Below are 25827 nucleotides of genomic sequence, written 5' to 3' on the forward strand. Positions count from 1 at the left end.
GAGAAAACCGTTAAGGACACAGGCCATGACTTCTGACACCCCCGGCGGCGACCGCTCCCGCGGGCTGCTCTCGCGGCTGCGCCGCGCGCGGTCGAGGCCGCGCGGCAAGGCCCGCCGTCGACTGGGCGCCGCGGTCCGGCTGCTGGCCGCACTCACCCTGGCCGGCGGCGCCTACACCGTCTTCGCGCCGGGCCTTTCGGCGCAGGACACGCCGCAGCTCACCTCGGCGGCCCAGGAGGGCAAGGCGCTCTTCGACACCAGCTGCGTGAGCTGTCACGGCCGCAACGCACAGGGCGTCGAGGGACGGGGACCGAGCCTGATCGGTGTCGGTGCCGCCTCCGTGGAGTTCCAGGTCGGCACCGGGCGGATGCCGCTGGCCCGGCAGGAGGCGCAGGCCGAGGAGAAGCCGCCGGTCTTCACCGACGACCAGACCACCCAGCTCGCGCAGTACGTCCAGGAGCTCGGCGGCGGGCCGCAGCTGCCCGAGGGCGACAACCTGCACCGTGGCGGGGACGCGGCCGAGGGCGGCCGGCTGTTCCGGATCAACTGCTCCTCCTGCCACGCCTTCGGCGGCGGCGGCGGTGCGCTCTCCTCCGGCAAGTTCGCCCCGAACCTGCGGGACGCGACCGACCGGCAGATCTACGCCGCGATGCTGACCGGGCCGCAGAACATGCCGGTCTTCGGCGACAACCAGATCCGGCCGGAGCAGAAGGCCGACATCATCGCGTACCTGAACGAGACCGTGCAGTCCGACCGCGATCCGGGCGGCCTCAACCTCGGCCGCTACGGCCCGGCCACCGAGGCGCTGGTGATCTTCCTGGTCGGCATCGTGGCACTGATCTTCGCTGCTCTGTGGATTGCGGGTAAGTCATGAGCACTGCCAACGACGGACAGCCGCACGGGGCCGGTCGGGCGCCGGTGGACCTGGACGACCCGACCCTGTCCCGGTTCGACATCGTCCGCGAGGGCGCCCGGCGGGACGACATCGAGATCGTCCACTACGAGCCGCAGTTCCCGGTCCCGGGCACCAGGGCGGAGCGCCGGCTGAGCCGGACGATCACCTTCATGTTCCTCCTGGTCGGCGCCCTGTCCACCGCCTTCCTGGTGGTCTACATCTGGTGGCCCTGGGACTACGAGTCGCAGAGCGGGCTCGGCGTGCTCTACACCCCGCTGCTCGGCCTCACCCTCGGCCTCGCGCTGCTCCTGATCGGCTTCGGCCTGCTCGCCTGGGGCAAGAAGCTGCTGCCCAAGGAGGTGTCGATCCAGGGCCGGCACGACGAGGAAGTCAGCGAGGACGAGCGCAAGCTCACCGGCAACACGATGCTCTACCTCGCCGACGAGATGGGCGTACGGCGCCGGCCTCTGCTCGGCATCTCCCTGCTGGCCGGGCTCGCCCCGGTGGGTGCGGTCGCCGCGGCCCCGCTGATCGGCGGCATGATCGAACAGCCGCACAAGAACAACCAGATGTTCACCACCGGCTGGAAGCCGGAGGACGGCAAGCGGATCCACCTGGCCCACCACGACGGCACCCCGGTACGCCCGGAGGACGTCAGCCCCGGCGGCCAGATCACCGTCTTCCCCGGCATCGAGGGCGGCGCCACGAACAAGCACGCCGACTCCCCCGTGCTGCTGATCCACCTCCGCGAGGGTGACGCGGCACAGGCGAAGGCGGCGAACGTCCGGGAGGACAAGCCGGACTACATGTGGGGCAACTACATCGCGTACTCCAAGATCTGCACCCACGCGGGTTGCCCGGCGAGCCTCTACGAGCAGCAGACCAACCGGCTGCTCTGCCCCTGCCACCAGTCCCAGTTCCTGATCACCGACAACGCCCGCCCGATCTTCGGCCCGGCGAACCGGCGACTTCCCCAACTGCCGCTCGACGTCGAGGGCGGATTCTTCGTGGCGAAGTCCGACTTCACCGAGACCGTCGGGCCAGACTTCTGGGAGCGGCCATGAAGCGTCGAAGGTTCGACATGGCGGCGGTGCCCGGCAAGGCCGCCCGCGAGGTCGACGACAGATACCACGTGGCGACCCCGCTGCGTTCCCTGCTGAACAAGGTCTTCCCGGACCACTGGTCGTTCCTGCTCGGTGAGATCGCGCTCTTCTCCTTCATCGTGCTGCTGCTCACCGGCGTCTACCTGACGCTGTTCTTCGAGCCGTCGCTGCGCGAGGTCACCTACGACGGCAGCTACCGGCCGTTGCAGGGCGTGCACATGTCCGCCGCCTACGAGTCGTCGCTGAACATCTCGTTCGACGTGCGCGGCGGCCTGATCATGCGGCAGATGCACCACTGGGCCGCGCTGCTGTTCATGGCCTCGATCATCGTGCACATGATGCGGATCTTCTTCACCGGAGCGTTCCGCAAGCCGCGCGAGCTGAACTGGATCATCGGCTACCTGCTCTTCTGGGTCGGCTTCCTCGCCGGCTTCACCGGCTACTCGCTGCCGGACGACGGCCTCTCCGGCACCGGCCTGCGGATCGCCTCGGCGATCATGCTCTCCATCCCGGTGATCGGCACCTGGCTCACCTCGTCCATCTTCGCCGGCGAGTTCCCGGGTGAGATCATCATCAGCCGGTTCTTCATCGCCCACGTACTGCTGATCCCCGCCCTGCTGGTGGCGCTGATCAGCGTGCACCTCGGCCTGGTCTTCAAGCAGAAGCACACCCAGTGGCCCGGCCCCGGCCGGACCAACGCGAACGTGGTCGGCGAACGCATGTTCCCGCGCTACGCGTTGAAGCAGGGCGGCTTCTTCATGATCGTCTTCGGGGTGATCGCCTTACTCGGCGGCGTGGCACAGATCAACCCGATCTGGCTGTTCGGCCCGTACGAGGCCGGGGTGGTCTCGGCGGCCAGCCAGCCCGACTGGTACGTCATGTTCCTCGACGGCTCGACCCGGTTGATGCCGCCGTGGCAGATCTCCATCCCGATCGGCGACGGCTACGTCATCCCGCCGCTGTTCTGGCCGACCGTGGTGCTGCCCGGGATCCTGACCGTGGTGCCGCTGCTCTACCCGTTCATCGAGGCCCGGCTCAACAAGGACCAGCGCAGCCACCACCTGCTCCAGCGTCCCCGCGACGTTCCGGGCCGTACCGCCCTGGGCGCCATGGCGGTGACGTTCTGGCTGGTGCTGACGCTCTCCGGGGCGAACGACGTGATCGCGGAGAAGTTCTGGATCAGCCTGAACGCGATGACCTGGGCCGGCCGGATCGGGTTGATCGTCCTGCCGCCGCTGGCGTACTACGTCACCTACCGGATCTGCCTCGGCCTCCAACAGCACGACCGGGAGGTACTCGCACACGGCGTCGAGACCGGCATCATCCGCCGGCTGCCGAGCGGGCAGTTCGTGGAGGTGCACCAGCCGCTCGGCCGGACCGACGAGCACGGCCACAGCGAGCTGGAGTACGTCGGCTGGGTGGTGCCGAAGAAGATGAACCGGCTCGGCGCGCTCGGACCGGCGATCAAGGGCTTCTTCTACCCCATCGAGAAGCCGGTCGAGGCGCCGGTCTCGCCCGGCCACCCGCCGGTCGAGCCGCGCCCGGAACGCCAGGAGATCGGCAGCGGCGAGCGCCGCTGAGCTACGAAGCCCCACCAGTGGCGCCCGCCGGAGAACCGGCGGGCGCCACTGCCGTTTCCGGGCCTGCTGTCGTTCCCGGCCTGCTGTCTGTAGTTGGGGCCAGGTCTTTGCGTCTGATCGACGAACGGGAAGTCCAGAGCACTAACCGTAGCGGGCACGCCATTCAAGATAGGCGGCCTGCTGCTGGGCATCGAAGGCCTCAACGTTCCCCACACGCGGGTGCCGAGGGCCGAAACCGATCACGCTCCGCAGCGGCGTACTCGTCCACAGCGCCTGCAACGCCGGATACTGCTCAATCTCCCACAACACCTCACGCACGACGTCGTCCACCGCAGAATCTGGGCGTTCGCAGTAAATGCCGCTGCTCTGAGTGTTGAGCTCACCGACGTCAGCGAAGGCGGGCAAATCCGGAAACACCATGTCAAGGCTGAGCCTCCAGCGCTCCGGCTGATACCAATCCGGCCCCGCCCCGTTGACCATCAGATGCCTGTTGAAGGACAAGGTCGGCAGCTCATCGCTCCAGCTGTAGCGACCCCAGGACACGGCAAATCCATCGGCGTTCCCGCCCGGCGCCGACTCCAGCCCATCGATCTCGACCGCAAGGAAGGACCAGAACACCCGCCAGGCCGACTCGGGGCTCTCCACCCGGTTCGGATCAAGGCCATGTTGTCGGAGAAGATCTCGGAGGACGTCCGCCGAATCCGGCCACAACACGAACACACCGCAAGGTACCAGCCAGCTCCCACCCCGAATCCAACCTGTGCACGTCATCGCGTACGCGTCTGCGCAGATCTAGCAGTACGCCGACATCTGCCAGTCCGTGATACCACGGTGTCATCGTGATGACACGGGGCGTGGGATCCGAAGCGGTCGTGGCCAGGCGCCGGAGAGGCAGCACTCGCGATCGACGGCGGTCTGACGCCGTCTCTGGGCCGCATACGACGGCGACCCGCGACCTGTGGCAGGCTGCGGGTCGCCGGTGAGGCCGGTGCCGGGGCGAAGCTGCTTGATGCCGGTTGAGACCTGGTGCCCGAACGACCGGCGTCAGTGCTCGGCGGTGCGCCGGGTGCCGGAGTAGTACTCGAAGAGCAGGCCGCAGGCGCCGAAGATCACCGCGATCAGCCCGGCGGCGATCAGCCACCACTGCCAGAACACCAGGCCCAGGCCGGCGACGGTGGCGGCGACCGCCAGCCCGAACGGCCAGTAGCTGCCCGGGCTGAAGAAGCCGACCTCACCCGCGCCGTCCGAGACCTCGGCGTCCGGCCGGTCCTCCGGGCGCGGGTCGATCCGCCGCGAGACGAACCAGAAGAAGCCGCCACACATGGCGGTGAGCAGGAACGACAGCGCCAGCGCGACAGTGCCGATCCACTCCACCCGGCCGTCCGCACCGCTCGTCCAGAGCCCGTAGACGACCGCGGCCAGCGCCAGGAAGATCGAGACGATCCCGAACAACTTCCACTCGGTCTTCATCTGCCCGCCCTCAGTTTCCCGCGCTCGCGTTACCGAAGTTGTTGACGTCCCGCCGGGTCTCGAACGGCTTGGTGGTGGTGGCCAGCGGCTCCTCGCCGATGGCGGCCAGGGCGTCCTGGGTCGACTGGCCGGCCCGCTTCGCCTCGATGAACCGGTCGTACTCGTCCGGCGAGACCACCCGCAGCTCGAAGTTCATCATCGAGTGGTACGTGCCGCACAGCTCCGCGCAGCGGCCGACGTACGCCCCCTCGGTGTCGAGGTTCGTGACCTCGAAGACGTTGCGGACGTTGCCCGGGAAGACGTCCCGCTTGAAGAGCAGCTCCGGCACCCAGAAGGAGTGGATGACGTCCCGGCTGGTCTCCTCGAACCGGATGCTCCGGCCGGTCGGCAGCACCAGCACCGGGATCACCTCGGAGGTGCCCAGGGTCGAGGCCACCGTGTTGGCGTCCTCGCCCGGCCGGTCCCGGTAGTTGAACTGCCAGTTCCACTTGAAGGCGACGACCTCGACCGTCACGTCCGGGTTGCTGGTGACCTTGTTCACCCCGGTCTGCACGATCGCGGTGTAGTAGAAGAGCACGGCGACGACCAGGATCGGCGCGATGGTGTAGAGGAACTCCATCGGCATGTTGAACCGGGTCTGCACCGGCAGCGCCTCGCCCCGCTTCCGGTAGCGGATGATGCACCAGAAGATCAGGCCCCAGACGAAGATGCCGACCGCCAGGGCCGCGATGGAGGAGCCGATCCAGAGGTCGTACATCCGGTGGGACTCGGGGCTGATGCCGCCCTGCGGCCAGCCGAACCCGTCGAACGTCCGGCCGACGTCGCAGCCGGTCAGCAGTGCGAGCAGCGCGGCGCCGCCGGCGCCGAGCCCGACCAGCCGGCCCACCGACGGCCGCGGGCCGCGCCCCGCGGCGTCCCGGGGACTGCGCAACCGCACGGCCGACGGCCGTACCTCCGAACCCCTTGCGACCACCTGGTCCTGCCTCCCTAGCGCGCCGCGGTGTCGGTGTTGCCCGACACCGGCGGCAAAGGCGTCACCGACCGTCGCAGATTACTCGACCTGCGTCGGCTCGACGGCCTTGGGGTCCGCGTCCCCACCCTGCCGGGGGATCTTGTCCGATCCCGGGTCGCGCTACGGTTTGCGGGTGGTCGAGCCTCCGGCGTACTTCGACGCCGCCGCCGCGGCACCGTTACATCCGGTAGCCCGGCAGGCGATGCTCGCCGCCCTGGCCGACGGCTGGGCCGATCCGGCCCGGCTCTACGCGCCGGCCCGCCGGGCCCGCCAGCTCCTCGACGCGGCGCGGGCGGCCACCGCCGAGGTGCTCGGGGTACGCCCCGACGAGCTCTCCTTCACCCCCAGCGGTACTGCCGCCGCGCACGCCGCCGTGCTCGGCGGGCTGGCCGGTCGCCGCCGGGCGGGCGGCACGCTCGTGCACTCGGCGATCGAACACTCGGCGGTGCTGCACGCGGCGCAACGACACGTGGCGGCCGGCGGCTCCGCCACGTCGGTACCGGTGGACCACGCCGGCCGGCTCGACCCGGACGCCTGGTCGGCGGCGGTGGCCGTCCCCGGAACGGCGCTGGCCACCCTGATCAGCGCCAGCCACGAGGTGGGTACGGTGCAGCCGGTCGCCGAGGCCGCGCAGGCGTGCGCCGCCGCCGGGGTGCCGCTGTACGTCGACGCCGCCCAGTCGGTCGGCCGGCTGCCGGTGCCGGCGGGCTGGTCGGTGCTGTCGGCCAGCGCGCACAAGTGGGGCGGCCCGCCCGGGGTGGGGCTGCTGGTGGTCCGCAAGGGCACCCGCTGGGAGTCGCCGTACCCGGCGGACGAGCGGGAGGCCGGCCGCACCCCCGGGGTCGGCAACCTGCCGGCGATCGTGGCGGCGGCGGCCGCGCTGCGGGCGGTGCACGCGGAGGCGGCGGCCGAGGCGGCCCGGCTCGCCCCGCTCGTCGACCGGATCCGCGCAAGCGTGCCGGCGACGGTGCCGGACGTCGAGGTGGTCGGCGACCCGGTGCACCGGCTGCCGCACCTGGTCACCTTCTCCTGCCTCTACGTCGACGGCGAGGCGCTGCTGCACGCCCTGGACCGGCGCGGCTTCGCCGTCTCGTCCGGCTCCTCCTGCACCTCCTCCACGCTGCGCCCGTCGCACGTGCTGGAGGCGATGGGAGTGCTCTCGCACGGCAACGTCCGGATCTCGCTGCACCGGGAGAGCACCGAGGCGGAGGTCGACCGGTTCCTCGCCGAGCTACCGGAGATCGTGGCCGCGCTGCGCGCCGAGGCCGGAGTGACCGGCCTGTGACGTCGGAAGGGGCGCCCAGGGTGAACGATCCGGACGAGGTCGTCGACTGTCTCGGCCAGCGCTGCCCGCTGCCGGTCATCGCGGCGGCCCGACGGCTGCCCGAACTGCCGGTCGGCGGCGTGCTCCGGGTACTCGCCGACGACCCGGCCGCGGCGATCGACATCCCGGCCTGGTGCCGGATGCGGGGACAGGAGTTCGTCGACAGCCTGACCGTGGACGGCTCTCCCGCGTACGACATCCGACGCGCACACTGACCGGCCCCGGCCCCGGCCCCGGCCCCGGCCCCGGCCAGCCGACACCGGCGCGGCGGTTCAGCCCAGGTGCTGCCGGACCTCCTCGGCGGCCTCGTCGCCGTACGACTCGGCGAGGCGCTTGACGAAGAGGTCGCCCCGGACCTCGTACTCCTGGGTGCCGACGGTCTCCAGGACCAGGGTGGCGAGCAGCGAGCCGATCTGGGCGGACCGCTCCAGGCTCAGCCCCCAGGACAGGCCGGTGAAGAACCCGGCCCGGAACCCGTCGCCCACCCCGGTCGGGTCGGCGACGTGCAACTCGCGGGCGATCGGCACGTGGATCGGCTCGATCTCCCGGCCGGCGATCTCGACACCGTCCTTGCCCAGCGTGGTGACCCGGATCTTCACCCGGTCCAGCAGTTGCTCGTCGGTCAGCCCGGCCTTGCTCTGCAACAGCGACTTCTCGTAGTCGTTCGTCAGCAGGTAGTCGGCGCCGTCGATCAGGCCGAGCACGGTGGAGCCGTCCATCCGGGCGAGCTGCTGCGACGGGTCGGCGGCGAAGGCGTACCCGCGCTGGCGGCACTCCTCGGAGTGCCGCAGCATCGCGTCCGGGTCGTTGGCGCTGACCAGCACCAGATCGAGCCCGCCCACCCGGTCGGCGACCGGGGCCAGCTCGATGTTGCGGGCCTCGCTCATCGCGCCCGCGTAGAAGGACGCGATCTGGCACATCTCGGTGTCGGTGGTGCAGACGAACCGGGCCGTGTGGGCCACCTCGCTGACGTGTACCGAGGTGCAGTCGACGCCGTGCCGCTCCAGCCAGGACCGGTAGTCGTCGAAGTCGGCGCCGACCGCGCCGAGGAGTACCGGCCGCAGGCCGAGCTGCGCCATCCCGAAGGCGATGTTCGCGGCGACTCCGCCGCGCCGGAGCACCAGCTCGTCGACGAGGAAGGAGAGCGAGACCTTGTGCAGCTGGTCGGCGATGAACTGATCGGCGAACCGGCCCGGAAAGCTCATCAGGTGGTCGGTGGCGATCGAGCCGGTGACGGCGATCTTCATGTCGGCCCTCGGGGTCGGAGACGGAATTACGGCCGGGTCAGCCTACCGGTCGGCCGCCGGCCGCGCCCCCGATCGATCGGGTACCAGCCATCCGGGTGTCACCTGGCGGTAAACCGGCCTGCCGGGGAGGGAGCCGGAGATGGCCGGAAGGCGCGGAGAGGGGCCTTGGGACGCCGAACGGGCCGCCTCCGGTCGGGACGGCGTGACGGACTCTCCGGGTAAACGTCACGCCGCCCGCTCGGGGCGGCCCGCTCAGGCAGTCAGTATGGAACGTTGGATCGAGCAGCACCGGGCAAACCCGGACAAAGCACCGATCAGTGGAACGAATCACCGCACGCGCACGAGTTCTGCGCGTTCGGGTTGTCGATGGTGAAGCCCTGGGCGTCGATCCGGTCGGCGAAGTCGATGGTCGCACCGGTGAGGTACGGCGCGCTCATCCGGTCGACGACGACCCCGACCCCACCGAAGTCGCTCACCACGTCGCCGTCGAGCGACCGCTCGTCGAAGAAGAGCTGGTAACGAAGGCCGGAGCAGCCACCCGGCTGCACCGCGACCCGCAGCCGCAGGTCGTCGCGGCCTTCCTGCTCGATAAGGGCCTTCACCTTCTCCGCCGCGACGTCGGTCAGGACGACGGTGCTCGGAGCGGTTTCCGCGGTCGACTCGGTCTGCGCTGGCGTTGTCACGATGAAAGTCTCCCCTGCGCCGGTGCGATGGTTGTCCGTACTGGCCAACGCTAGCCGGCTGGCCGATGATTCCCAATGCGGGTACAAAACCGATTCTAGGCCCGCGCGGCGCAGGTCACCCGCGCTCGGCCGGAACCCGCCCCGGCGTGCCCGTTCGTCCGGTACGGCAGGCGAATGTGACGAACGCCGCAGAGCCGGGCGGTCGAGCGGTCACCGGGCCAGCGGCGACGCTCACCGGCTCCACTGGCCGGCGAGGCGGGCCGCCAGTGCCCGCAGCCCCTCCGCCGGCCGGCTCATCGCCCGCTCGACGCCGCCGTGCGGCTCGCCACCGAAGTGCTCGACCAGGCTGTGCGCCTCGGTCACCCCGGCCGCCGCCGACTCCCGCCGCCCGGCACTGACCCGGCCGGCCAGCACCACGCAGGGAACGCCACGGTCCCGGGCCGCCCCGGCCACCCCGGCCACCACCTTGCCGCGCAGCGACTGGTGGTCGAAGGAACCCTCCCCGGTGATCACCAGATCGGCCTGGTCGTAGGCGGCGTCCAGCCCGGTCAACCGGGTGACCAGTCCGATACCCGACTCGCACCGGCCGCCGAGGGCGAGCAGCGCCGCGCCGAGCCCGCCGGCCGCGCCGGCACCGGGCAGCCCGGCCAGCCCGGACGGGCAACCGGGCAGGTCCCGCTCCAGCACCTCGGCGAAGCGCCGCAGCGCGTCGTCGAGCAGGAGTACGTCCTCGCGGGTCGCGCCCTTCTGCGGGCCGAATACGTTCGAGGCGCCGGTCAGCCCGGTCAGCGGGTTGTCGACGTCGGTCGCCGCCACCAGCTCCATCCCGCGCGACTGGGGCCGCCCGGTCAGCCCGGCGACGGCGAGCAGCGCGGCTCCGCCGTACGGCAGGGCCATTCCGGCAGCGTCCACCGGTACGGCGTTCAGCGCGGCCAGCAGCCCGGCGCCCGCGTCGTTCACCGCCGAGCCGCCCAGCCCGACGACGGCCCGCCGGGCGCCCGCCTCGGCAGCGGTGGCGAGCAGCGCGCCGAGGCCGTACGAGGTGGTCCGCCTCGGGTCGCGCTCGTCCGGGGCGAGCAGGTGCAGCCCGCACGCCTGGGCACTCTCCAGGTACGCCGTCCCGTCGGCGGTGACCAGGATCTCCCCGTCGACCGGCCGGCCCAGCGGGTCGACGGTCGACACCGGCAGCCGGCGGCCGGGCAGGGCGGCGGCGAGCACCTCGACGAAGCCCGGCCCGCCGTCGGAGAGCGGCCGCAGCACCAGTTCGTCGCCGGGAGCCATCTCCCGCCACCCGTCCCGGACCGCCTCGGCCACCTGACCGGCCGGGAGGGTGCCGGCGAACTTGTCCGGACAGATCAGGATCCGCATGGATCACGAGTGTGGCAGCCCACATCGGGGCGGCCGGAAAGTGGTCCCGGCTGTGGAAGCATGGGAGTCGTGACTTCGACGTGGGTAGAGCCGTCCAGCACCGCCACCGCCCTGCTGCTGCTCGGCCGGGGCGCCGATCCGGCCAGCGAGCGCGGGGTCGACTGTCCCGGCGAGTTGCCGGCGCCGAGCGACCCCGATCTGGTGGCCCGGGCCGCGGCGGCGAAGGCGGCTCTCGGCGACCGGGTGTTCGTGCTCGGCCACCACTACCAGCGCGACGAGGTCATCCAGTTCGCCGACGTGACCGGTGACTCGTTCAAGCTCGCCCGCGAGGCGGCGGCCCGGCCGGACGCGGAGTTCATCGTCTTCTGCGGTGTGCACTTCATGGCCGAGAGCGCGGACATCCTCACCACCGGAAGCCAGCGGGTGGTGCTGCCGGACCTGGCCGCCGGCTGCTCGATGGCGGACATGGCGGCGCTGCCCCAGGTCGAGACGGCCTGGGAGACGCTGGCCGAGCTGGGGGTGGCCGGCTCGACGGTGCCGGTCACCTACATGAACTCGTCGGCCGACATCAAGGGCTTCGTCGGGCGCAATGCCGGGGTGGTCTGCACCTCGTCGAACGCGGAGCGGGCGCTGACCTGGGCGTTCGAGCGCGGCCAGCGGGTGCTCTTCCTGCCCGACCAGCACCTCGGCCGGAACACGGCGGTGCTGAAGCTGGGGCTGGACGCCGACGACTGTGTGCTCTACGACCCGCACAAGCCGGGCGGCGGGCTGACCGCCAAGCAGCTCCGCGAGGCGAAGATGATCCTCTGGCGGGGGCACTGCTCGGTGCACGGCCGGTTCACGAAGAGCAGCGTGGACGAGGTCCGGATGCGGGTGCCCGGGGTGAACGTGCTGGTCCACCCCGAGTGCCGGTACGACGTGGTGACCGCGGCCGACCAGGTCGGCTCGACGGAGTACATCATCAACACCATCGAGGCGGCGCCGGCCGGTTCGGCCTGGGCGGTCGGCACCGAACTCAACCTGGTCCGCCGGCTGGCCGACGCGCACCCGGACAAGCAGGTCATGTTCCTGGACCGGACCGTCTGCTACTGCTCGACGATGAACCGGATCGACCTGCCGCACCTGGTCTGGTCGCTGGAGGAACTGGTCGCCGGCCGGGTGCCGAACCAGATCACCGTGGACCCGGAGACCGCGCACCACGCCCGGGTGGCGCTGGACCAGATGCTGGCCCTGCCGTAGCGGACGCGTTCAACTACTGAAAGTAACTATCGGGGTTTGGATTCCTGCCCCTGTCCCCGTTTCGTGCCATCCGTCGCGCTGTGACCGCTCCTTTTTGGTGACCGAGCGCTATGCTGCCCGGGGCCGTGACAGAGCCCGGGCCGGAAGGCGTGACAAGCGCCGCCCGGCCGGGTACGGGGGCGACGGCAGGGTGGACCGCACGGTCCACCCTCGCGGACAGCATCGACGTAGAGCAGCATGGACCCGCTGGAGGTTGCGGTGACCGACGACGTCCTGGTCGTACACGGAGGTACGCCCCTTTCCGGGCAGATCCGGGTGCGCGGCGCGAAGAATCTCGTCTCCAAGGCGATGGTCGCGGCCCTGCTCGGCGACGAGCCGAGCCGGCTCTTCGACGTGCCCCGGATCCGCGACGTCGAGGTGGTCCGCGGCCTGCTCGAACTGCACGGCGTGAAGGTCACCGACGGCGTCGAGGACGGCGAACTGGTCTTCGACCCCGCCAACGTGGAGAGCGCCAGCACGGACGAGATCAACGTGCATGCCGGGTCGAGCCGGATCCCGATCCTGTTCTGCGGCCCGCTGCTGCACCGGCTCGGCCACGCGTTCATCCCCGACCTCGGCGGCTGCCACATCGGCCCCCGGCCGATCGACTTCCACATTCAGGCGCTACGCCAGTTCGGCGCGGTGGTGGACAAGACCCCCGAGGGCATGCACCTGACCGCACCCACCGGCCTGCACGGCACCAAGTTCGAGCTGCCGTACCCGAGCGTGGGCGCCACCGAGCAGGTGCTGCTGACGGCGGTGCTCGCCGAGGGCGTCACCGAGCTGCGCAACGCGGCCGTCGAGCCGGAGATCATCGACCTGATCTGCGTGCTCCAGAAGATGGGCGCGATCATCAAGGTGCACACCGACCGGGTGATCGAGATCCAGGGCGTCCCCCGGCTGGGCGGCTACACCCACCGGCCGATCCCGGACCGGATCGAGGCGGCGAGCTGGGCCGCCGCCGCGTTGGCCACCGGCGGCCGGGTCGAGGTGCTCGGCGCCGAGCAGGCCGACATGATGACCTTCCTCAACGTGTTCCGCTCGGTCGGCGGGGCGTACGAGGTCACCGACACCCGGCCGCCCCGGCAGGGCAGCGCCGGCCAGGAGGGCGGGATCCGGTTCTGGCACCCCGGCGGCGAGCTGCGGGCGGTGGCGCTGGAGACCGACGTGCACCCGGGGTTCATGACCGACTGGCAGCAGCCGCTGGTGGTGGCCCTGACCCAGGCCCGGGGCCTGTCGATCGTGCACGAGACGGTGTACGAGCAGCGACTCGGCTACACCGAGGCGCTGAACAAGATGGGCGCCACCATCCAGGTCTACCGGGACTGCCTCGGCGGCACCCCCTGCCGGTTCGGCCGGCGCAACTTCAAGCACTCCGCCGTGATCGCCGGGCCGTCCAAGCTGCACGCGGCCGACCTGGTGATCCCCGACCTGCGGGCCGGGTTCAGCCACCTGATCGCCGCGCTGGCCGCCGAGGGCACCTCCCGGGTCTACGGGGTGGACCTGATCAACCGGGGCTACGAGGACTTCGAGGCCAAGCTCGCCGCGCTCGGCGCACACGTCGAGCGGCCGTAGCAGGGGCACCGGCACCAGCCGGCGCCGCCGCGCGGGAGTTCGGGGACCGGCCCGGAAGCCGTTCGTCCGGTCCCCGGGCCACGCCCTGTCCGGGCTGCTCGGCGGGCATCAGCCGGTCGGGCGTACCACGAGGGTGTACCGCGAGGTGCGGCGGCGGCCGGCGGTTGGCTACCCTTGCCCCCGTGCCGTCGCTGTTTCGCCGTAAGCCCGCCGACCTCGTCGAGGAGGCCACCGTCGAGGTGGCCCCCGAGGAGGAGTCCGCGTCCGCCCGCCCCCGGGGATACACCCCGAGCAAGAAGGAGCTGGGCAGGGAGACCCCGAAGCGGCCCAGCGCCGGCCGGCGGGTGGTCGGTGACACCAAGCCGCTGACCAAGCAGGAGGCTCGGGAACGGCGCCGACAGGCCCGATCCGAGGCGGCTGCCGAGTTCCGCCGGGAGGGCGGTCCCCGGGACCGGGCCCCGGAGCGCGGGCTCGCCCGGGACGTGGTGGACTCCCGGCGTACCGTCGGGACCTGGTTCTTCGGCGGCGCCCTGGTGGTGCTGATCGGTTCGGCGAACACCATGCCGCCGGAGGTGCGGTTCGCCTCCAACCTGCTGTGGGGGCTGCTGGCCATCGCCCTGGTGGTCGACTCGGTACTGATCTCCCGGAAGATCAAGAAGTTGGTCCGTCAGCGGTTCCCCAAGACCGACCAGCGGATGGGCTCGCTCTACATCTACGCGATCATGCGCTCGATCACCTTCCGCCGGATGCGCGCCCCGGTCCCCCGGGTCAACCTCGGCGACCCGATCTGAGCCACGGCGGCGCGGCTCGCCATCGACCGCCCCGGGCGTCACGGGACGCCGAGCAGGCGGAGCAGGGCCGCCGTGCCGGCCGCCGCGACCACCACGGCGACGAACGGGGCCCGACGCCAGGCCAGCACCGCGCCGACCAGCACCCCGGCCGGGCGGGCGAAGCCGGCGAACGCGCCCGCCTCGGTCAGCGCCGCCGTCACGGCCAGCGCGGCGAGCAGGCCCGCCGCCGCCATCGGCAGTAGTCGGCTCACCTCGCCGGGCAGGGCCAGCCGGTCCCGCAGCACCACCCCGGAGAGCCGGAGGACGTACGTGCCGAGGGCCAGGGTCAGGATCACCGCGATCAGCATCCGTACTCCCCGGTCGGACGGTCCGGCGCTGTCGGCCCGTACGCCGCCCGGCGGGTCAGCACGGCTGGTCCCGGCGCTGGCGGCGGGGCAGCAGCAAGACGGCCAGACCGGTCAGCGCCAGCAGCACCGGCAGGCCGGCCGGTAGCACCGGCGTGACGAGCAGTGCGACCGCCGCGCCGGCCAGGGCCACCCGGCGGGTCTCCGGCTCCCGCAGGGCCGGCATCAGCAGGGCCAGCAGCCCGGCCGGGAACGCGGCGTCCAGCCCCAGCCGCAGCGGGTCGCCGACCCGGCTGGCCAGCAGCACCCCGAGCAGGGTGCCGAGGTTCCAGGCGAGGAAGAGCAGGCTCCCGGCCAGCCAGAACGCCCGGCGCCGGCCGGCCGGGTCGGGCTGGGCCAGGGTGAACGCGGTGACCTCGTCGGTCACCAGGTGACTGCCGAGCAGCCGGTGCCGCCACCGCGGCCCGAGCACGTCCGCCAGGGCGAGCCCGAACGGCAGGTGCCGGGCGTTGAGCAGCAGTCCGGCGAAGACCGCCGCCACCGGGCTGCCGGCGGCGACCAGCCCGACGGCGACGAACTGGGCGCCGCCGGCGTACAGCAGCGAGGACATCGCGACGATCGCCGGCAGCGGGAGCCCGGCGGCGAGGGCGACGGCACCGAACGAGGCGCCGATCGCCGTCATCGCGACCGCGAGGGCGCCGACGTCGCGCAGCAGCGCGCGGGGCGCCACCGGTTCGGGTACCGGCGTTCGGTCTGCCGTACGCATAGTTCAGGATAATGAACAGCGAAGACCTGTTCGTCAAATCGAACGGATGGCCCGATGGATCGAACACAGTCCCGTTCCGGCGACTTCCCGGACCGAACACAGTCCCGTTCCGGCGACTTCCCGGACCGAACCCGAGCCCGTGCCGGCGACTCCCCGGTGCCGGCGATCGCCACCGCGCTGCGCCGGGAACGGGAACGCACCGGCATCTCGCTGGCCGAACTCGCCCGGCGGGCCGGGATCGCCAAGTCCACCCTCTCGCAACTGGAGGCCGGCACCGGAAACCCGAGCGTGGAGACGGTCTGGGCGCTCGGCGTCGCCCTCGGCGTACCGTTCAGCCGGCTGGTCGAGCAGCCCCCGCCGCCGGTGCAGGTGATCCGGGCCGGGCAGGGGCCGGGGCTGCGTTCCCAACAGGCCGAGTTCACCGGCACCCTGCTCGCCGCCGGCACGACCCGGGCCCGCCGGGACGTCTACCTGATCGAACTCGAACCCGGCCAGGTGCGCGACGCCGACCCGCACATCCCGGGCAGCGTCGAGCACCTGGTGCTGGCCGCCGGCCGGCTGCGGACCGGGCCGGCGACCGAGCCGGTGGAACTCGAACCCGGCGACTACGTCCGGTTCCCCGGCGACGTCCCGCACCGCTACGAGGCACTCGCCCCCGGCACGTTCGCCGTGCTGGTGATGGAACACCCCTGAGCCGGCGGTGCCCGGTAGAGCCGGGCGACGACGTCCTCGATGTCCGGCTCCACGATCGCGACGTCTCGCAGCGCGGCGACCCGGGCCAGCCCGGCCACCACCTCGGAGGCGGTCGCCGACTCGCAGGCGAAGACCAGCCGCCGCCCGTCCGCCTCGGCGCGCAGCAGCGGCGCACCGGGCAGCACCGGCGGCTCGGCGAGCGGCTCGTCGAGATCGGCGACCACCTGCCGGCGCGAGCCGTACCGGGCGTGCAACGCCTCGATCGACCCGTCGTGCACCACCCGGCCGTGGTCGATCACCACCAGCCGCCGGCAGAGCCGCTCGATGTCGGCCAGGTCGTGCGTGGTGAGCACCAGCGTGGTGTCACCGGCCGCGCCCAGCTCGGCCAGGAAGGCCCGGACCGCCTGCCGGCTCACCACGTCCAGCCCGATGGTCGGCTCGTCCAGGAAGAGCACCTCGGGGCCGTGCAGCAGCGCGGCGGTCAGCTCGCCGCGCATCCGCTGGCCGAGCGAGAGCTGCCGGACCGGAACGTCCAGGAAGCCGTCCAGGTCGAGTTCGGCCCGGCAGCGGCGCAGCCGGGCGGCGTGCTCGGCCGCCGGCACCCGGTAGACGTGCCGGAGCAGATCGAACGAGTCCCGCAGCGGCAGGTCCCACCAGAGCTGCGAACGCTGCCCGAAGACCACCCCGATCCGCAGCGCCAGCCGGGTGCGCTGGGCCACCGGAAGCAGCCCGCAGACACGTACCCGGCCCGAGGACGGACTCAGCACCCCGGTCAGCATCTTGAGCGTGGTGGACTTGCCGGCGCCGTTCGGCCCGATGTAACCGACCATCTCGCCGCGCCGGACGGTCAGGTCGATCCCGTCGACCGCGCCGACCACCCGCTTCGTCCGGCGCAGCCGGCCGGCCCGGACCCGCACCACGAACTCCTTGCACAGGTCGCGGGCCTCGATCACCGGGGCTTCCGGCGGGGACCCGGTCACGACCCGGTGCTCCGGTAGTGGCGTACCCCGAGCCGCCAGGCCAGCGCCGCGAGCCCGGCGGCCGGCAGCGCGACGCCCGGCGCCACCCACCCCACCCAGCCCGGCAGGCCGAGCGGGTCGGCCCGGCCGAGCAACGCCAGCGCCGGGTAGTAGGCCACGAAACCGAACCCCATGCCGTACGCGAAGACCGCTCGAAACCAGCCACTATAGACAGTCATCGGGTACGTGGTGAAGTCCCGCCCGCCGTAGGTGAACGCCGAACCCACCTCGCCGGAGTCGATCCACCAGAACGACAGCGACGCGGTGGCCACGAAGATGGCGCCGAAGAACGCCGCCCCGGCCAGCGGGGTCGCCACGGCCAGCGCCACCCGACCCGGCGTCCAGGCCAGCTCCGCGGTGGCCAGCGCGACAACCAGCACGCCGGTGCCGAACACCGCCCGGGACGCCTTGCGCAGCGGCAGGTCCATCAGCAGCAGCTGGGGCAGCGCGCCGAGCGGGCGGACCAGCACCGCGTCCAGCAGGCCGGTCCGGACGTACCGGCGCAGCGACTCCACGTTGCCGACCGCGAGATCGGCGGTGGCGAAGGCGGCCGACGACAGGCCCACCATCACCATCGCCTCGGACCTGTCGAAGCCGCCCAACTCGCGGGTGACCCGGAACAGCACCAGCACGGTGAGCACGTCGAACGCGGTGGCGCCGACGTTGCCGAACAGGTCGACCACGAACGAGGTCCGGTACGACGCCTGCGACCGGGCCTGCCCGCGCAGCAACGCCAGATAGGCCGGCACCCGCCGCAGCCGGTACGCCTCCTCAGCCACCCTGCACCACCCGTCGGCCCGCCCGCTCAGCCACCCTGCACCACCCGTCGGCCCGCCCGCTCAGCCACCCTGCACCACCAGCCGGTGCTCGGCCCGGCGCTGGACCGTGCGGCAGGCCAGCAACATCAGCCCGGCCCAGACCAGTTGCACCACCACCATGCCGGCCTGGATCCCCGCCCCGTCGCGCTCGACGAGTACGTCCAGCGGGGTCTGCAACAGGCTCGGGAACGGGGTCGCCAGCCAGAGCAGCACGGTGACCCAGTCCGGCAGGAAGCGCAGCGGGAAGTAGAGCCCGGCCAGTACGCCGGAGCCGAGAGTCCAGAGGATCATCGCCCCCCGGGCGTCGTGCAGCCAGTACGCCGTCGCGTTGACCAGGAAACGGCAACCGAAGCAGATCACCACCGCCAACCCGGCGGAGAGTACGAACAGCGGTACCGTCTGCCACCGGCTCGGCAGTACGAGGTCGAAGAAGAGCAGCCCGGTGAGTACCGGCGGGAGGAATCGGGTCAGCAGGGCGTACCCGGCCCGACCGAGGTCGGTGGCGAGGTAGCTGACCACCGGGTGCACCGGCCGGAGCAGGTCGCTGGCGATCTCACCGGTACGGATCCGGTCGGCGAGTTCGGTCCAGCGCCAGAGCAGCACCACGGCGAGGAGCCCCTGTCCCGCCCAGACGAAGGTGGCCAACTGGGCCCGGCTGTAGCCGGCGGCGACCCCACCGGCACCGCTGGCGACGGCGAGCAGGACGTAACAACGCAGGAAGCCGAAGACGGTGTTGGTGAAGGCGCCGGCGACGGTAGCTTGCCGATAGGTAGAGTACCGACGAAACCCCGATCCGGTTATCGCAGCAAATGTCCGGAACCATGGGATGATGTTTCGGCTGATGGGTGGTGCCACAGTGGCGGTGACCGAGCCCACGCCGTTACCCTCCTTCCGCGACAACGCTGCACCGAGCCGGGTGACTTTACCCGGTACGCCCGGCTGCCCAGCGAGATTTTTCGACGAGGTGACACCCCGTGAGTGAGCAACGCGAGCCGGCGTACCCGGCCGCGTGGCGCGCGGGTACGCCGGTCGGGTGCCCCCCGCTCCGACGTACCGCCCCGGGTGGTGCCGGTTCCGGTACGGACCGGATCGTCGACGTACGGCCGGGAGCGCCGGTATGAGCGGTCGTTACTCGGGCCGCTGGGGCGAGCCCGCCGAACCGTCCTGGGTGGTCGAACCGACGGCCGAGTGGGAGCCGCAGTTTCCCGGCCAGCGCTATGCCGGGGACATCGGCCACCAGCGGCGGCGCCGGCCGGTGGGGCGAGGATCGGTGCCGACCGGCCGGGCCAAGGTTCCGCCGCCGGGCACCCGGCCCGGCGAGGCGGAGCCGTTCGGCCGTCCCGAGCCGGTCTCCGACGGCCGCCCGGAGCCGATCTCCGGCGGGCGTCCGGGCGCACTGCCGAACGGGCGTCCCGACGCGGCACAGCACGGGCGTCCCGAGCCGGGGCCGAACGGGCGTCCCGAGGCGCTGCCGAACGGGCGTCCCGGGCAGCCGACCAGCGCCCGCCCGGCGGCGCGGGGCGACGGGCCGGCACGCGAGACGCGTACCGGACGGCTCGACCGCTGGGACAGCCGGTCGGCCGGCTGGAAGCCACCGCCGGACTTCTGGGAGGACGGCCCGGACTCCTGGGACCAACCGTCGGACGGACGTTCCCGACCACCGGCCGAACCCCGCACCGGCGGCTCGGTGCCGATCGGCCGGGACGACCGGCGGTCGCCCCGGGCCGCCGAGCCCGGACCGCGCGGCGGTCGCGGCGAGAGCGGCTTCGCCGGCGGCCGGGCCGCCTCGCAGCAGGGCCCGAACCGCTCCGGCGACGACCGGCCCGGCCGCTCCGCCGCTCCGCCGGAACGGCGCGGACGGTGGCTCACCGGACCGGCCTCCGAGGAGACCCAGCCGCTGTCGGACCGCCGCCCGATGCCGTCGGACGACCGACCCGGACCACGGGACGGCAGGGGGCGGGTCGGGCCGGGGGCGCGCCCGGCCATGCCGGCCGCCTTCGACGGCCCGTCGGGAGCCGAACGCGGCCTGGTCGGACCGGAGCGGGGCACTCCCGGTTCCGAACGCGACGCTCCCGGTTCCGAGCGGCGCGTCCCCGGACCGGACCGGGGCACTCCCGGGCAGGACCGGGGCATCCCCGGGCAGGATCGGGCCGACGGTTGGGCCGCTCGGGCCGGTGGACCGCCGCCCCCAGGGAGCCGCGAGGCGCCTCCGGGCCGCACACCGCCCCGGGGCCGACCCGACCGACCCGACCGACCTGCCGACCGGCCCGGTGCCGAGCCACCGGTCCGGCGGCCCGCCGCCGGACCGTCCGGTGCACCCAGCTGGCCCGCCCAGCGCGGCCCTGCGGCGGAGCCGCGCGAGGGCCGTCGCTTCCCGGACCTGGGCTCCGGCCGTCCGCCGCTGCGCGACCCGCGCGGCACCGACCCGGCGGTCCGGCCGGGCCCGGCACCCCGGGGCGACCGGGTCGGGCCGCTGCCGCCCGGCGCCGACCGGCCGGCCGCCGAACTGGCGCCCGGACGCGGGCGACCGGACGGAATGCCGGCCTCCGGTACCGACCGGGTCCCACCGCGTACCGACCAGCCGGACGGCACGCCCGTCCAGCCGGACCGGAGCGTCGGCTACCCGGCCGCCGCCGGCGCGGCAGGCCCCACGGACCGGGTCGGACCGGCAGGCCCCACAGACCGGGTCGGCCCCACAGACCGGGTCGGACCGGCAGGCCCCACAGACCGGGTCGGCCCCACAGACCGGGTCGGACCGGCCGCACCACCCCGGACCGGGGAGCCGGCCCGGGCCGCCGAGCAGCCTCGCCCGGTCGAACCAGCCCGCAGGGTCGAACCGACCCACCCCGTCGAGCCGGTACGCCGGGTCGAGCAGTCCCGACCGATCGAGCCCCGACGGATCGATTCCGGACGCCCGGTGGAACCGCCCCGCCCCGTCGAACCGACCCGAGCCGCCGAGGCCGCCCGCACCGCCGAGCCGCCCCGCACCGTGGAACCACCCCGGCCCGCCGAGCCACCACGCACCGTCGAGCCACCACGCACCGTCGAGCCACCACGCACCGTCGAGCCGGGCAGGCCGGCGGAGACGAGCCGGCCTGCCGAGGCTGCCCGGATCGCCGAGCCGCCCCGGACGGTCGAGGCGGGGCCCTGGCCCGCACCACCCTCGGTCGAGCCGGCCGGCACGGTCGAGCCGCCGTCCCCGGCGGAGCCGTCGCGTGAACGGCCGGCCGGCTGGCTGGTCCCGACCGCCCCGTCGGACCCCGACCCCCGGTTGCCCCGGCAGCCGTCCGCCGACGAGACCGACCAGCGTCCGCCGGTCACGCCGCCCCCGACCACTGGCCTGCGCCTGGAGTTCCGCTCAGCGCCGACGCCCGGCGGCACCCCGCCGCCGGGCACGACCGCCGAGCCCACGCCGCCCCCCAGCCCGTTCTCCGGCGCGGCGGGCGGCACGGACACCGGCGGACCGGTCGAACCAGCCGCCGCGCCCCCGGCGGCGGAGCACGTCATCGAACCCGCCTCGCCCGTCCTCTCGTCCGGTCCCCCGATCGAACCGGCCGCCACCGGGCCCGTACCGGAGGCCGGACGGGCCACCGATCCGAGTGAGACTTCCGTACCCTCCATGCCAAAAACCGGACCTGTCGCGGACCGCACCACTGCCGGACCGCTCACCGATGCCGCCCCGGCGGCCCCCTCCCCCACCGAGCCGGCCACCGCCCCGGCCCCGACCGCCGGAGCGACGGACCAGTCGCGCGACCCGGAGCTGACGGTCGACGCCGGAGCCGCGGCGTCCCCGGCGGACGGCCGGACGCCCGACGGCGGGCCAGCCCCCGGCGGCCCGACCGCAGGGCCGGGCGGGACCGCGCCACCGGCCACGGCAGCCGCCGCCGGTCCGGCCTCCGAAACGCCGGTCGGCGCACCCACCTCCGAAACGCCGGTCGGCGCACCCACCTCCGGCCCGGCAGTCACGGCATCCCCCTCCGGGACGCCAGCCGCCGCACCCACGTCCGACCCGCCGGCCACGGCACCCGGCTCAGCTCAGCCAGCGGCCGCACCGACTTCCGGTCCGCCGTCGGCCACCTCGCCAGCCGACCCGCCGGTCGCCGAGGCGAGCCCCGACACGGTGCTGCCGGCCGGGCCGGCAGCCGGCGCGGCTACCGCGCTGAGCGCTCCCACCATGCTCACCCCGATCGTCCGGCCGGGTGGGAAACGGGAGCCGACCGAGCCGGAACCCGCCGACGTCCCGCCGGAACCGGCAGCCGCCGACCCGGAGCAGGTACTGGCATCGTACGAGTGGCGGTTCCACCACGAGACCCTGCGGGAGCTGGTGGAGGACCCCGAGTCACTGCGGGCGATCCGGGACCGGCTGACGGAGAAGCTCGAACCGGCGACGGACAACGCCACCCGGGCGCGGCTGCTGAGCCTGCGGGCGGTGGTCTCCCGGATCCTCGGCGAACTCGGCAAGGCGCTCTCCGACGGCAAGCTGGCGCTGGCCCACGCCGAGGCGACCGGCCAGCTGCGGCGGATCGCGATCGCACAGGCCAGGCTGGCGCACGTACTCCAGTGGCGGGGGGACTTCGCCGAGGCGGACCGGCTCTTCGAGGAGGCGAACTCCTCCGAGCTGCCGGACCGGCTGCGGGCCACCATGCACGAGCACGCCGGCCGGTCCTGCTACGACCAGGGCCGCTACATGGAAGCCTGCAACCACTTCGAGAAGGCCCTCGAACTACGCAAGGTCGAGGACCCGGGCCTGATCGCCCGGACCGAACTCGCGCTCGACGCGGTCTTCAACAAGGTGGCCCAGAACGGCTGGGGACCGTATCCCCGGGACCGGGACGAGATCCTCCAGGTGCACAAGCCGCCGGTGCCGAAGTTCAGCGAGAAGGTGCAGCGCTGGGGGTACGCCGACCCGGACGGCCAGCTCGCGATCGCGCCGAGCTATGCCGACGTGCAGCCGTTCCGGGACGGGGCCGCCTGGGTACGCCGCCCGGAGACCCGGACCTGGGAGTTGATCGACGAAACCGGTGAACTGCTGATCGAGGCGTCCGCCGGCTATCTCGGCGTCGGTTCCTTCTCCGACGGGCTGGCCTGGGTCTCCCGGGACGGCACCGGCGGCTGGATCGCGATCGACAAGTCCAACAAGGTGGTGATCCCGGCCGGTTTCGAGGACGTACGACCGTTCCGGCGCGGTGTCGCCGCCGTCCGGCGAGGCGGCTGGGGAGCGGTCGACCGGACCGGCAAGGTGGTGCTGCCGACCCGCTACACCGGCTTCACCACCGCCCTCACCGACGGCCGGTACGTCGAAGGCTTCACCGACGAGGGATTGGCGATCGTCGACGCGGGCGGCCGCAAGGGCGTGGTGGACCGCTCGGGACAGGTACTTGTCCCGCCGGCCCATCCGGCACTGGTCATCCATCCGGTCGCCTTCCTGGTGGGCAACGGCACCGGGCAGTGGGGCGCGCTCGACCGCCGGGGCGAGGCGTTGATCGACGCGGTGCATCCGAGCCGGAACGACGTGATGGAGGAGATCGACCGGCTGCTCGCCGACACCAAGCCGGTGCTGTGATCCGCGCCCTCGGCCCGTCGCTCGACGTGATCGACCGCGGCCGGGAGGACTAGGGTCACTGGTATGGAATTCCGACACCTTGGCCGCTCGGGCCTGCTGATCAGCGAGATCTCGTACGGCAACTGGATCACCCACGGGTCCCAGATCGAGGAGGAGGCCGCGCTCTCCTGCGTACGCGCGGCGCTGGAGGTCGGCATCACCACCTTCGACACCGCCGACGTCTACGCCGGCACCAAGGCGGAGGAGGTGCTGGGCCGGGCACTGAAGGACGAGCGTCGGGAGGGGCTGGAGATCCTCACCAAGGTCTTCTGGCCGACCGGTCCGGGTCGGAACGACCGGGGTCTGTCACGCAAGCACATCATGGAGTCGATCAACGGTTCGCTGCGTCGGTTGCAGACCGACTACGTCGACGTCTACCAGGCGCACCGGTACGACTACGCCACCCCGCTGGAGGAGACGATGTCGGCGTTCGCCGACGTGGTGCACTCCGGCAAGGCGCACTACATCGGCGTCTCGGAGTGGAAGGCGTCGGAGATCCGGGCCGCTCACGCGCTCGCCCGTGAGCTGAACATCCAGCTCGTCTCGAACCAGCCGCAGTACTCGATGCTGTGGCGGGTCATCGAGGACGAGGTCGTACCGACAAGCGAGGAACTCGGTCTCGGGCAGATCGTCTTCTCGCCGATCGCGCAGGGCGTGCTGACCGGCAAGTACCTGCCGGGCCAGGAGCCGCCGGCCGGCTCCCGGGCGACCGACAGCTCGGGCGGCGCGGGCTTCATCGCCCGGTTCATGTCCGACGACGTGCTGAGCCGGGTGCAGCGGCTCAAGCCGCTCGCCGAGCAGGCCGGCCTGAGCATGGCCCAGCTCGCGGTCGCCTGGGTGTTGCAGAACCCGAACGTCTCCTCGGCGATCATCGGCGCCTCCCGTCCGGAGCAGGTGCACGACAACGCCAAGGCGGCCGGGGTGAAGCTCGACGCCGAGCTGCTCAAGGCGATCGACGAGATCGTCGACCCGATCACCGAGCGGGACCCCGGCAAGACGCAGAGCCCCGCCCAGCGCCCCTGAACGCGGCAGACCCGCCCCGGCACGCTGCCGGAGCGGTGTAAGGAAGGGCCCCCGCTTATACAAAAAGCGATAAGCGGGGGCCCTTCCTTACACCTCAGTCCTGCCAGAAGCGGATCAGGCGCAGGCCCTCGACGTAGAGGTAGTCGGGCAGGCCGATCAGGTCGCCGACCGCGAAGACCCCGTCGAAGAACCAGCCGCCGACGCGCGGGTTCCAGAGCAGGGCGAAGAGCAGGATGAACCCGAACGGGGCCATCAGGTCGTAGCCGCGCCGCCACTGCGGACTCAGCCAGGGCTGGATGACGTTGCCGCCGTCCAGGCCCGGCACCGGCATCAGGTTGAGCACGCTCGCGGTCAACTGGAGGAAGGCGAGTAGCGCGACACCGGACCAGAACTCCGGCCGGGCGAATACGTCGACCCCGATCGCGAACGGTATGACCAGCAGCAACGCGAAGATCACGTTGGTGGCCGGACCGGCCAGGCTGACCAGCGAGTGCCGGAGCCGGCCGGGGATCTGGTGCCGGTCGACCCAGACGGCACCGCCGGGCAGGCCGATGCCGCCGAGCAGCACCACCACCACGGGCAGGATGATCGACAGCAACGGGTGGCTGTACTTCAGCGGGTTCAGCGTCAGGTAGCCGCGATGTGCCACCGAACGGTCGCCCGCCCGGTACGCCACCACGGCGTGCGCGTACTCGTGCAGGCAGAGCGAGACCAGCCAGCCGGTGATGACGAAGAGGAAGACGTCGAGCCGTACGTTGCCGAACCCGTTCCACGCCATCGCGCCGCTGGTCACGAAGAGCGCGACCAGGGCCAGGAAGATCGGGCTGGGCCGGAACGCCTCCGGGGGCACACCGAGGACCAGCCGGTCCCGGCCGCGTTGGTCGAAGTTCATCGGCGTCACTCGGCCACAGGCAGCAGGCTCATCCGGTATTCCACCCGCTCGTCCTCGACCAGCAGCACCGAGGCGACGCCGGTGGAGGCCAGCTCGCGCCAGGTCTGGCCGATCCAGGACTCGGCGTCGGCCTGGCTGCTGAACGCCTCGGCCGGTCCGTTCACCGGATCGCCGTCCGCGCCCTCGTACCGCCAGCTCCACGGCATGTCGCGTCTCCCCTCGCCGATCTTCCGCGCCGACAACCTCCGCCAGCCTAGTCGGCCGGCCGATGTCAGCCAGCCGGAGCGGTCGGCCAGCGGGTCCGCACCCGTACCTCACCGCGAACTGCCCGGCCGAGCGCTCTA

General features: G+C 72.5%; 25 protein-coding genes. 12 read left to right on the plus strand and 13 right to left on the minus strand.

What is annotated here, in order from left to right:
* Window positions 1-25 precede the first annotated feature (25 nt).
* The 3 genes from O7626_RS23695 to O7626_RS23705 are packed head-to-tail and all read left to right on the plus strand — an operon-like array spanning window position 26 to window position 3578.
* Window positions 26-874 (plus strand): c-type cytochrome, encoded by an 849-nt coding sequence (locus O7626_RS23695; protein ID WP_278063303.1) that lies wholly within the window; start codon window positions 26-28, stop codon window positions 872-874.
* Complete coding sequence (locus O7626_RS23700) at window positions 871-1959, plus strand: Rieske 2Fe-2S domain-containing protein (protein ID WP_278063304.1); 1089 nt, start codon at window positions 871-873, stop codon at window positions 1957-1959. Before O7626_RS23695 ends, O7626_RS23700 begins: the two co-directional genes overlap by 4 nt.
* Window positions 1956-3578, plus strand: coding sequence for a cytochrome bc complex cytochrome b subunit (locus tag O7626_RS23705; RefSeq protein ID WP_278063305.1), 1623 nt, complete (start codon window positions 1956-1958; stop codon window positions 3576-3578). The genes O7626_RS23700 and O7626_RS23705 overlap by 4 nt, the downstream gene beginning before the upstream one ends.
* Window positions 3579-3719: 141 nt before the next feature.
* Here O7626_RS23705 and O7626_RS23710 read toward each other — a convergent pair whose 3' ends face one another.
* From O7626_RS23710 to coxB, 3 genes are all read right to left on the minus strand, one after another.
* The gene (locus O7626_RS23710) at window positions 3720-4223 is read right to left on the minus strand and encodes a hypothetical protein (protein WP_278063306.1); all 504 of its coding nucleotides are present in this window, start codon (window positions 4221-4223) and stop codon (window positions 3720-3722) included.
* 399 nt (window positions 4224-4622) lie between these two features.
* Window positions 4623-5048 (minus strand): cytochrome c oxidase subunit 4, encoded by a 426-nt coding sequence (locus O7626_RS23715; protein ID WP_278063307.1) that lies wholly within the window; start codon window positions 5046-5048, stop codon window positions 4623-4625.
* A gap of 10 nt (window positions 5049-5058) precedes the next feature.
* The gene (gene coxB, locus O7626_RS23720; protein WP_278063308.1) at window positions 5059-6021 is read right to left on the minus strand and encodes a cytochrome c oxidase subunit II; all 963 of its coding nucleotides are present in this window, start codon (window positions 6019-6021) and stop codon (window positions 5059-5061) included.
* Window positions 6022-6193: 172 nt separating this feature from the next.
* Between coxB and O7626_RS23725 the strand changes: the two genes are divergently transcribed.
* Entirely contained in the window at window positions 6194-7345 is a 1152-nt protein-coding gene (locus tag O7626_RS23725; RefSeq protein ID WP_278063309.1) for an aminotransferase class V-fold PLP-dependent enzyme, read from the plus strand.
* 20 nt (window positions 7346-7365) lie between these two features.
* Complete coding sequence (locus O7626_RS23730) at window positions 7366-7599, plus strand: sulfurtransferase TusA family protein (RefSeq protein WP_278063311.1); 234 nt, start codon at window positions 7366-7368, stop codon at window positions 7597-7599.
* Between the two features lie 57 nt (window positions 7600-7656).
* Here O7626_RS23730 and O7626_RS23735 read toward each other — a convergent pair whose 3' ends face one another.
* From O7626_RS23735 to O7626_RS23745, 3 genes are all read right to left on the minus strand, one after another.
* Window positions 7657-8631: a carbohydrate kinase family protein gene (locus O7626_RS23735; RefSeq protein WP_278063312.1), complete on the minus strand. Its 975-nt coding sequence runs from the start codon at window positions 8629-8631 to the stop codon at window positions 7657-7659.
* A 314-nt stretch (window positions 8632-8945) separates the two neighbouring features.
* Window positions 8946-9314, minus strand: a complete 369-nt coding sequence (gene erpA, locus O7626_RS23740) for an iron-sulfur cluster insertion protein ErpA (RefSeq protein ID WP_278063313.1) — start codon at window positions 9312-9314, stop codon at window positions 8946-8948.
* Window positions 9315-9545: 231 nt separating this feature from the next.
* The gene (locus O7626_RS23745; RefSeq protein WP_278063314.1) at window positions 9546-10682 is read right to left on the minus strand and encodes a glycerate kinase; all 1137 of its coding nucleotides are present in this window, start codon (window positions 10680-10682) and stop codon (window positions 9546-9548) included.
* A gap of 69 nt (window positions 10683-10751) precedes the next feature.
* Here O7626_RS23745 and nadA point away from each other — a divergent pair, with 69 nt between their 5' ends.
* From nadA to O7626_RS23760, 3 genes are all read left to right on the plus strand, one after another.
* Window positions 10752-11921 carry a quinolinate synthase NadA gene (gene nadA / locus O7626_RS23750; RefSeq protein ID WP_278063315.1) on the plus strand — a complete coding sequence of 390 codons (1170 nt, stop codon included), beginning with the start codon at window positions 10752-10754 and terminating at the stop codon, window positions 11919-11921.
* A gap of 258 nt (window positions 11922-12179) precedes the next feature.
* Window positions 12180-13535 carry a UDP-N-acetylglucosamine 1-carboxyvinyltransferase gene (murA, locus tag O7626_RS23755; protein ID WP_347404808.1) on the plus strand — a complete coding sequence of 452 codons (1356 nt, stop codon included), beginning with the start codon at window positions 12180-12182 and terminating at the stop codon, window positions 13533-13535.
* Between the two features lie 182 nt (window positions 13536-13717).
* Window positions 13718-14326, plus strand: a complete 609-nt coding sequence (locus tag O7626_RS23760) for a DUF3043 domain-containing protein (RefSeq protein WP_278063317.1) — start codon at window positions 13718-13720, stop codon at window positions 14324-14326.
* Window positions 14327-14364: 38 nt separating this feature from the next.
* On the opposite strand, the gene O7626_RS23765 is transcribed toward O7626_RS23760, so the two are convergent.
* Both O7626_RS23765 and O7626_RS23770 read right to left on the minus strand, forming a co-directional pair.
* Window positions 14365-14673, minus strand: coding sequence for an AzlD domain-containing protein (locus O7626_RS23765; RefSeq protein WP_278063318.1), 309 nt, complete (start codon window positions 14671-14673; stop codon window positions 14365-14367).
* 55 nt (window positions 14674-14728) lie between these two features.
* Window positions 14729-15436 (minus strand): AzlC family ABC transporter permease, encoded by a 708-nt coding sequence (locus O7626_RS23770; RefSeq protein ID WP_278063319.1) that lies wholly within the window; start codon window positions 15434-15436, stop codon window positions 14729-14731.
* 54 nt (window positions 15437-15490) lie between these two features.
* On the opposite strand from O7626_RS23770, the gene O7626_RS23775 reads away from it, so the two are divergent.
* Window positions 15491-16129, plus strand: a complete 639-nt coding sequence (locus O7626_RS23775; RefSeq protein WP_278063320.1) for an XRE family transcriptional regulator — start codon at window positions 15491-15493, stop codon at window positions 16127-16129.
* Here the strand turns inward: O7626_RS23775 and O7626_RS23780 are convergent.
* The 3 genes from O7626_RS23780 to O7626_RS23790 all read right to left on the minus strand — a co-directional run bounded on the left by O7626_RS23780 (window position 16075) and on the right by O7626_RS23790 (window position 18842).
* Entirely contained in the window at window positions 16075-17109 is a 1035-nt protein-coding gene (locus O7626_RS23780) for an ATP-binding cassette domain-containing protein (RefSeq protein WP_278063321.1), read from the minus strand. The genes O7626_RS23775 and O7626_RS23780 overlap by 55 nt on opposite strands.
* The gene (locus O7626_RS23785) at window positions 17106-17906 is read right to left on the minus strand and encodes an ABC-2 family transporter protein (RefSeq protein ID WP_278066283.1); all 801 of its coding nucleotides are present in this window, start codon (window positions 17904-17906) and stop codon (window positions 17106-17108) included. Before O7626_RS23785 ends, O7626_RS23780 begins: the two co-directional genes overlap by 4 nt.
* Window positions 17907-17987: 81 nt before the next feature.
* On the minus strand, window positions 17988-18842 hold the full coding sequence (locus O7626_RS23790) for an ABC-2 family transporter protein (RefSeq protein ID WP_278063322.1): 855 nt from the start codon (window positions 18840-18842) through the stop codon (window positions 17988-17990).
* A 98-nt stretch (window positions 18843-18940) separates the two neighbouring features.
* Here O7626_RS23790 and O7626_RS23795 point away from each other — a divergent pair, with 98 nt between their 5' ends.
* From O7626_RS23795 to O7626_RS23805, 3 genes are all read left to right on the plus strand, one after another.
* Entirely contained in the window at window positions 18941-19087 is a 147-nt protein-coding gene (locus tag O7626_RS23795) for a hypothetical protein (RefSeq protein ID WP_278063324.1), read from the plus strand.
* Window positions 19084-23529, plus strand: a complete 4446-nt coding sequence (locus O7626_RS23800) for a WG repeat-containing protein (RefSeq protein WP_278063325.1) — start codon at window positions 19084-19086, stop codon at window positions 23527-23529. Before O7626_RS23795 ends, O7626_RS23800 begins: the two co-directional genes overlap by 4 nt.
* A gap of 63 nt (window positions 23530-23592) precedes the next feature.
* Window positions 23593-24591, plus strand: a complete 999-nt coding sequence (locus tag O7626_RS23805) for an aldo/keto reductase family protein (protein WP_278063326.1) — start codon at window positions 23593-23595, stop codon at window positions 24589-24591.
* Between the two features lie 94 nt (window positions 24592-24685).
* Here the strand turns inward: O7626_RS23805 and O7626_RS23810 are convergent, their stop codons facing one another.
* On the minus strand, window positions 24686-25483 hold the full coding sequence (locus tag O7626_RS23810) for a site-2 protease family protein (protein ID WP_278063327.1): 798 nt from the start codon (window positions 25481-25483) through the stop codon (window positions 24686-24688).
* Window positions 25484-25488: 5 nt separating this feature from the next.
* Entirely contained in the window at window positions 25489-25689 is a 201-nt protein-coding gene (locus O7626_RS23815) for a hypothetical protein (RefSeq protein ID WP_278066284.1), read from the minus strand.
* Window positions 25690-25827: the final 138 nt, after the last annotated feature.

Origin of the sequence: Micromonospora sp. WMMD1102 (genome assembly GCF_029626265.1) — a bacterium.
Classification (GTDB): Bacteria; Actinomycetota; Actinomycetes; order Mycobacteriales; family Micromonosporaceae; genus Plantactinospora.